General features: G+C 42.0%; 6 protein-coding genes and 1 pseudogene. 1 reads left to right on the top strand and 6 read right to left on the bottom strand.

Annotation, left to right across the window (positions count from 1 at the left end; genetic code table 11):
• The 6 genes and pseudogenes from O9290_RS00420 to O9290_RS28030 form a co-directional block, all read right to left on the bottom strand.
• Nucleotides 1-74, bottom strand: a pseudogene (locus tag O9290_RS00420) (transposase); the annotation flags it as partial.
• Nucleotides 75-316: 242 nt separating this feature from the next.
• Nucleotides 317-1,183 carry a transglutaminase family protein gene (locus tag O9290_RS00415; protein WP_193978420.1) on the bottom strand — a complete coding sequence of 289 codons (867 nt, stop codon included), beginning with the start codon at nucleotides 1,181-1,183 and terminating at the stop codon, nucleotides 317-319.
• Entirely contained in the window at nucleotides 1,183-2,184 is a 1,002-nt protein-coding gene (locus O9290_RS00410; RefSeq protein ID WP_185237680.1) for an alpha-E domain-containing protein, read from the bottom strand. The genes O9290_RS00415 and O9290_RS00410 overlap by 1 nt, the downstream gene beginning before the upstream one ends.
• A gap of 270 nt (nucleotides 2,185-2,454) precedes the next feature.
• Nucleotides 2,455-3,891: a circularly permuted type 2 ATP-grasp protein gene (locus tag O9290_RS00405; protein WP_002757605.1), complete on the bottom strand. Its 1,437-nt coding sequence runs from the start codon at nucleotides 3,889-3,891 to the stop codon at nucleotides 2,455-2,457.
• A gap of 41 nt (nucleotides 3,892-3,932) precedes the next feature.
• Nucleotides 3,933-5,168 (bottom strand): RNA-guided endonuclease InsQ/TnpB family protein, encoded by a 1,236-nt coding sequence (locus tag O9290_RS00400; RefSeq protein ID WP_353852111.1) that lies wholly within the window; start codon nucleotides 5,166-5,168, stop codon nucleotides 3,933-3,935.
• 94 nt (nucleotides 5,169-5,262) lie between these two features.
• Entirely contained in the window at nucleotides 5,263-5,577 is a 315-nt protein-coding gene (locus tag O9290_RS28030; protein ID WP_002757607.1) for a recombinase family protein, read from the bottom strand.
• A 282-nt stretch (nucleotides 5,578-5,859) separates the two neighbouring features.
• Here O9290_RS28030 and petB point away from each other — a divergent pair, with 282 nt between their 5' ends.
• Nucleotides 5,860-6,528, top strand: coding sequence for a cytochrome b6 (petB, locus tag O9290_RS00395; protein ID WP_002738970.1), 669 nt, complete (start codon nucleotides 5,860-5,862; stop codon nucleotides 6,526-6,528).
• Nucleotides 6,529-6,530: the final 2 nt, after the last annotated feature.

Raw genomic sequence — 6,530 nt, 5'->3', positions numbered from 1 at the left:
ACTGTACGAATAGCTTCATCAATGGCAGAACACTGACTTGGTTTAACCACGGCTTTCATTTCTAAGACAATCATTGTTTATCGACCTCAAACAACTTATTTTAAGTTAACCTGTAGAGCATCGGATTGTCAAGATTTTAGTGAACATTGAGCTTTTACATTGAGCCTGTCGAAATGTCGTGCTTCGCTGTTTTATACTGGTCGGGGTTTCATCCCGTCGCTAAAAGCGAGGGTCTTCACCCCGACATTCAAGATAAAACATAGCCTAAATGTCCTTTTGTTGCTGTGCCAAATCCTTTAGCCATAAAGAATCATCCTCAAGATAACAAATCGATGGAAATTGTCGATGATAGCTGAGATTCTATCACTTGATGACCGAGATTAACCGGTCGAGCATTTCCCTCTACCGGCGCGCAATAACGGGGAATTGGACTAGAAACGAGGCTTATATGACGGTCACTCACCGCTAATCCATGGCTAGGATCATAGCCTTTCCAGCCGCCCCCCGGCAAATACACCTCTACCCAAGCGTGTAAATGTCTTTCTTCTTGGTCTAAATCTCCTTCTTGATAGCCACTGACAAAACGGGAAGCTAATCCCACACAGCGACACACATCCATAAATAAAACCACAAAATCGCGACAGGAACCCTGCTTATTTTTCCAAGTGTTTCCGGGTAGATAGGGTTCTCCAGTAAGACGAATAATTTGCTGACAATTGCGGTAAATTTTGTCATTAAGATTAAACAGGAAAGATAGCACCTGTCCCTCAGTTTCCTGCATAATTTCTTGGGCTAATGCTGCCATATCAGGGTCATTATTTAACCCATAGAATTGTCTGTAGGGTTGTAATTGACTGTGGAGAGAAATAGGATAATCAAAGGGTAAACAGGTCGCCCAAGGTTCCAACAAATACTGAAAAGGATTAACCCCATGGGTTTCCACTTCACTGACCACATCAATCAATAATTCTTCCGTCGGTTGATTAAACCAAATTTGTAAACAAGAATTACCATCGAGGTCAATAATATTAGTTATCGTTAAAGGTTCTGGGTTAATTTTGAGCGTGAACTCTCGCAAAGTTTGCCCACCATCGGATTTTGGTCGTAAGCGCAGCAGATGAGGCGATAAAATCACGGGTTGATTATAGAAATAGTTGGTTTGATGCCGAATGTGATAACGCATTAAGTTGTTAATTGGGATTGATATTGAAAGTTATTTACTGGCAGAGGTGAGGCAAGTTCGGGATTAAAAACAAAGAAAGTTTCTGTCATTTTTATTCCCACATCATTAACTCTTTTTTGAATATGGTCGAGGAATTCATGTAATCCCATTTCAATAATATCCTCGATAGTTAGATAGCTCATTTCCGCACAAAGTCGCCCTAAACTTCTTTCTACCGAATTCCCCCAAGTTCCTATAGGAGTCCCTGTAACTTGATGCAAACAGTGGTCTAATTCCCGCAGACAAAAGTGAATTGAACGAGGAAATTCTCGATTAAGAATTAAAAATTCAGCCACGTCACTAGGAGTAATCCGTCGTTGACATTTACGATACATTTCGTAGGCACTCACCGACCGCAGTAAAGCAATCCATTGAATTTGGTCTAGAGAAGTTCCTACCCATTGAGCGGAAGGTAAGAGATAATAGTATTTAACATCAAGAATTCTGGCGGTTTTATCGGCGCGTTCCTGTAATCTTCCCATAACGCCAAAATGCCAACCTTCATTATGAGTCATCGTCGCATCCATTACCCCCGCAAAACGGTGACTAGCCAATTTAACTTGAGTAAAAAAGTTAGGTAAAGTAGTTTGAGGATGGTAAGAGGAAGCATCTTTTACCATCAAGAAAAAACCATTAACCTGTTCCCACATTTCCGAAGAAATAATCTCGCGAACTGACCGAGCATTTTCTCTGGCCCAGCGCAAACAAGAGATAATTGAGTTACTATATTCCGTGTCAAATGTCAAGAAATTGATCACATTTTCTGCGGTGGCTGTGCCGTAACGTTTCTTGAATTGTTCTAAATCTCCCGTGGTTAAAACCAAGGGTTCCCACTGTTGCAAAACACTGGTAGGTACATCTAACATTAAATTAAGGTTAACATCCATAAACCGGGCGACATTTTCTGCCCGTTCAATATAGCGATTTAACCAATAAATTGAATCGGCAACTCTACTAAGCATAATTAACCAGGAAAAAGAAAAGGGTAGGGTGGGTTAGGCGACAATAATTTACGCAGTTGACTGATGATTTAATTTTCGCCGTAACCCACCAAAATTTTGAGGATTGTCCTGATAGCGATTTAACCAATAAATTGAATAGGCAACTCTACTAAGCATAATTAACCAGGAAAAAGTGAAAAGGGTAGGGTGGGTTAGGCGACAATAATTTACGCAGTTGACTGATGATTTAATTTTCGCCGTAACCCACCAAAATTTTGAGGATTGTCCTTATTACTTGGTGAGAACCCAAGTGTCTTTACTGCCGCCACCTTGAGAAGAATTAACCACTAAAGAACCCTTTTTCAAAGCCACGCGAGTTAACCCCCCGGGATGCACATAAATTTCATCGCCCCGATGGAGAATATAGGGCCGTAAATCCACATGACGACCTTCAATTTCCGTGTCAATTAAAGTTGGAACCCTAGAAAGACTTAACACTGGTTGAGCGATGTAATTGCGGGGATTAGCGGCAATGCGTGGGGCAAATTCTTCTCGTTCTTTCGAGGTAGCTTGAGAACCGACTAACATCCCATAACCTCCCGATTCATTGGCAGCTTTCACAACTAACTTATCGAGATTATTTAAGACATAATCTAAGTCCTTTTCTCGCCAACAAAGATAGGTAGGAACGTTATTTAAAATCGCTTCTTCTCCCAGATAATAACGAATCATATCGGGGACAAAAGCATAAATAACCTTATCATCAGCGACTCCCGTACCAGGAGCATTAGCTAAAGCGACGCGGCCTTCCTGAAAAACTTTTAATAATCCGGGTACACCTAACATCGAATCGGGACGAAAAACCGCCGGATCTAAAAAGTCATCATCGAGGCGACGATATACCACATCTACCCGTCTTAATCCCTTGGTGGTTTTCATTTGTAGATAACCATCAAAGACGACCAAATCACGCCCTTCCACTAATTCTACCCCCATTTGTTGGGCGATAAAAGAATGTTCAAAGTAGGCAGAATTATAGGTTCCGGGGGTCAAAACCACTACGGTGGGATTAGGTAATTGGAGTGGGGCTAAATTAAGGAGAGTTTCCAACAGATGGGAAGGATAATCATCCACCGGTTTAACATTCATTGTCTGGAAAATATCGGGGAAGGTGCTTTTCATTACCCGACGATTTTCGAGGACATAAGAAATACCGGAAGGAACCCGCAAATTATCCTCTAAAACGTACCATTGACCATCTTTATCGCGGACTAAATCGGTTCCCGTGATGTGACACCAGATACCTCCGGCGGGTTTCAGTCCCAGACAGGGTTTCAGAAATCCCGTCGCCGAGGCGATTAATTCGGAGGGAATAATGCCATCTTTAATGATTAACTGGTCATTGTAGATATCGGAGAGAAAAAGATTGAGAGCTTTGATGCGTTGTTTCAGTCCTCTTTCCAAATAATCCCAGTCCTCAGCCGCGACAATTCGGGGAATAATATCAAAAGGAAAGATTTTTTCTACCCCTTGATTGTCGCTATAGACATTGAAAGTCACCCCCAATTCAAACAGGGCCGACTGAGCGGTTTCCCGGTGTTGTTGAAGTTCTCGGGGTGGCAGATTCTGCAACCATTTGATTAAAGGGGAGGAGTGGGGACGAGGTTGACCATCATCTAAGAATAGTTCGTCGTAGAAGCCTTCGGGATCGTAGGTATTTAATAGCACACTGACCTCATTTCATACCGATACTTTTTTGCTAACATACATTAACAATGCACTCTAAGAGAGTCTCTTAAAGAGGGGGTATCTCCCAAAGCACGAAGAAAAATTCCTCGTGCGCCATTAATATCTCTATCCATCTTCTTGCCATCAATCTTGGATTTAATGACTTTTTTTCCCCCTAAGTTATGTATTAATTCACCAGTCCAGCTAACTGTTTTCGACGTATAGGCTTCACAGCAGTCTATTACTAATTTACCCATCTCAAAAGCCTTATGCTTGAGAAATTGCTTAAATCGGTAATGAGACCAGTTAAGCATCTGTCTAACAGATTTTGAGCGAATCTTCCTGCTATTTTTTAGAACCATTTCTGACACTTCAAAAGTAGGCAAAAGAATCACATCAAAGTTATCAACTAGGAATCTAGCAACTTGATGATGAAGTTCATCTACTAAATTCCTGATTTTATTTCTTAGTCGATTAGCTGCTTTTCGATAACGGTTTCTGGTTTTAGCATTAACTTTGGTAGAACGAGAAATTAAATCATCAAGGTGATAGCATAATCGTTGGATTTTACCTATATCCTGACTCCCGATTGAGCCAAAACTATTAGGCGAGAATAGTGCCAGAAAATCTCTAACACCGGGGTCTAGGGCGACAATGCGTCCTTGGTTATCGGATTCCCATCGTTGCACCTCATGGGGAATAGCTAAATAGTATTGTCCATTTCTGGATACTAATCGGCTATCCCCAAAATTGTCGGGCAGTGATTCGGTGAAGCGTATTTGCCCTAATTTTGTGTGATATATTCCTTTTGCTGAAATGGCTGACTTAGGAATATAACAGGATTGCTGTTTATCTTTACGGGAAGGGAATTTTACTTTCTGGATTTCCCCAGTTTTTTGATATTTTCTTTGAGCATTTTTAACGGCTTCACAAGCGTCTTTGACTGCTATTGATTTAATCTGGTAGGGGACTTCTTTAGCCCATTCTGGTAAATCATTAATGATTCCCGTCTTGATAGCCTTCCAATTAGCTTTTCTACCTGGTTCCTGTAGATATTTAATGGTTTGGTTGAAGACAAACCGAGATACTCCCCACCAGTGTTTCATCAGTTTCTTCTGTTCTGTTGTTGGATAAATCCGCACTTTCTTTGATTTTTTGAGCGTACTTCCTGAGTCTGGGCATTCGGCAAGAGAAGATGTGAAGTATTTATAACAAGTCTGCTGTAAGTTCTGATTCGGGACTGTGAACAGTTTGGTCGAGAACCAAGATTTTGCCACCGTTTTGTTCGACCATATACTGTATAAGCTCGAATCTAAATCGGCATAATCTGTCCAGTGTGGACATAACAATTGTGAGTTTATTTCCCCACAATCATCTGTCCAGTATGGCTCTAAGTCCTTTTCTTTGGAAGTTAAGCCCACTATCGATGTCTTTGATGATTTCTTCCTCTGGATAGAATCCGCGCATAAAGCTGACTTGTCTCTCAAGGTCATCTCGTTGCTTGATTGAACTGACTCGGCAGTAGCAAACAAGGGAAGCTCTAGCTGCACCATTGACGTAAGACTGGACATCGTACAATCGTTGCCCTGCTTCGTTTTTGATACTTTTGATTTTCCCTTCATCGGCATATTCTCTTAATGTATTGGGATGTAATCCCCATAGCTCAACGGCTTTTCTTAGGGTCACAAACGTTCGCCTAAATAGTGGCGTATGTAGGTCAATGTGAGCAAATCAGTAACTAGCTGTCAACCTTACCTATTCCCAGTGTCGGACAATTAGCCCGATTTTTTGTAGTCTAGGAGACATTTTAAGGGAAATTTTAGGAAGTTACGTTTTTCGGGACTGGCGATCACAGATTGATCCCCACCAGTGGAGAAACCTGACCGGAGCGAGAATTAGCCCTGAAAACTGTGTTACATTTTTTAAAGGTCACACCTTAAATCTTTCATTTTTCTTACTGGTTACGCGATGTTTACCAAACAAGTAACGGATTCTAAAGCCTATCAATGGTTTGAGGAACGCTTAGAAATTCAAGGGATCGCTGATGATATCAGCACCAAATACGTTCCCCCCCACGTCAATATCTTCTACTGTCTGGGTGGTATCACCCTTGTGTGCTTCGTGATCCAGTTTGCCACTGGTTTCGCCATGACCTTCTACTACAAACCCACCGTAGCAGAGGCCCTCTCCTCCGTACAGTACATCATGAACGAAGTTAACTTTGGCTGGTTAATTCGTTCTATCCATCGCTGGTCCGCCAGTATGATGGTGTTAATGATGATCCTGCACGTTTTCCGCGTCTATCTGACCGGTGGATTCAAAAAACCTCGGGAATTAACCTGGGTAACTGGGGTTGTCCTGGCCGTAATCACCGTTAGCTTCGGTGTCACTGGTTACTCCTTACCCTGGGATCAGGTGGGTTACTGGGCGGTTAAAATTGTTTCCGGTGTACCTGCTGCTATTCCCGTCGTCGGTGATCAACTCGTCACCCTGATGCGCGGTAGCGAAAGCGTCGGTCAAGCAACTTTAACCCGTTTCTACAGCTTGCATACCTTTGTACTACCCTGGTCGATCGCGGTCTTCATGTTGCTACATTTCTTGATGATCCGTAAACAAGGCATTTCTGGGCCTCTATAATT

The organism is Microcystis sp. LE19-41.2A, assembly GCF_027530405.1.
Classification (GTDB): Bacteria; Cyanobacteriota; Cyanobacteriia; order Cyanobacteriales; family Microcystaceae; genus Microcystis; species Microcystis aeruginosa.
This window is presented reverse-complemented; position numbering and strand designations above follow the sequence as displayed.

Excerpts from the sequence above, each read along its gene's own strand:
- O9290_RS00410 (WP_185237680.1), bottom strand. The coding sequence starts at position 2,184 with ATGCTTAGTAGAGTTGCCGATTCAATTTATTGGTTAAATCGCTATATT.
- petB (WP_002738970.1), top strand. The coding sequence starts at position 5,860 with ATGTTTACCAAACAAGTAACGGATTCTAAAGCCTATCAATGGTTTGAG.
- O9290_RS00415 (WP_193978420.1), bottom strand. The coding sequence starts at position 1,183 with ATGCGTTATCACATTCGGCATCAAACCAACTATTTCTATAATCAACCC.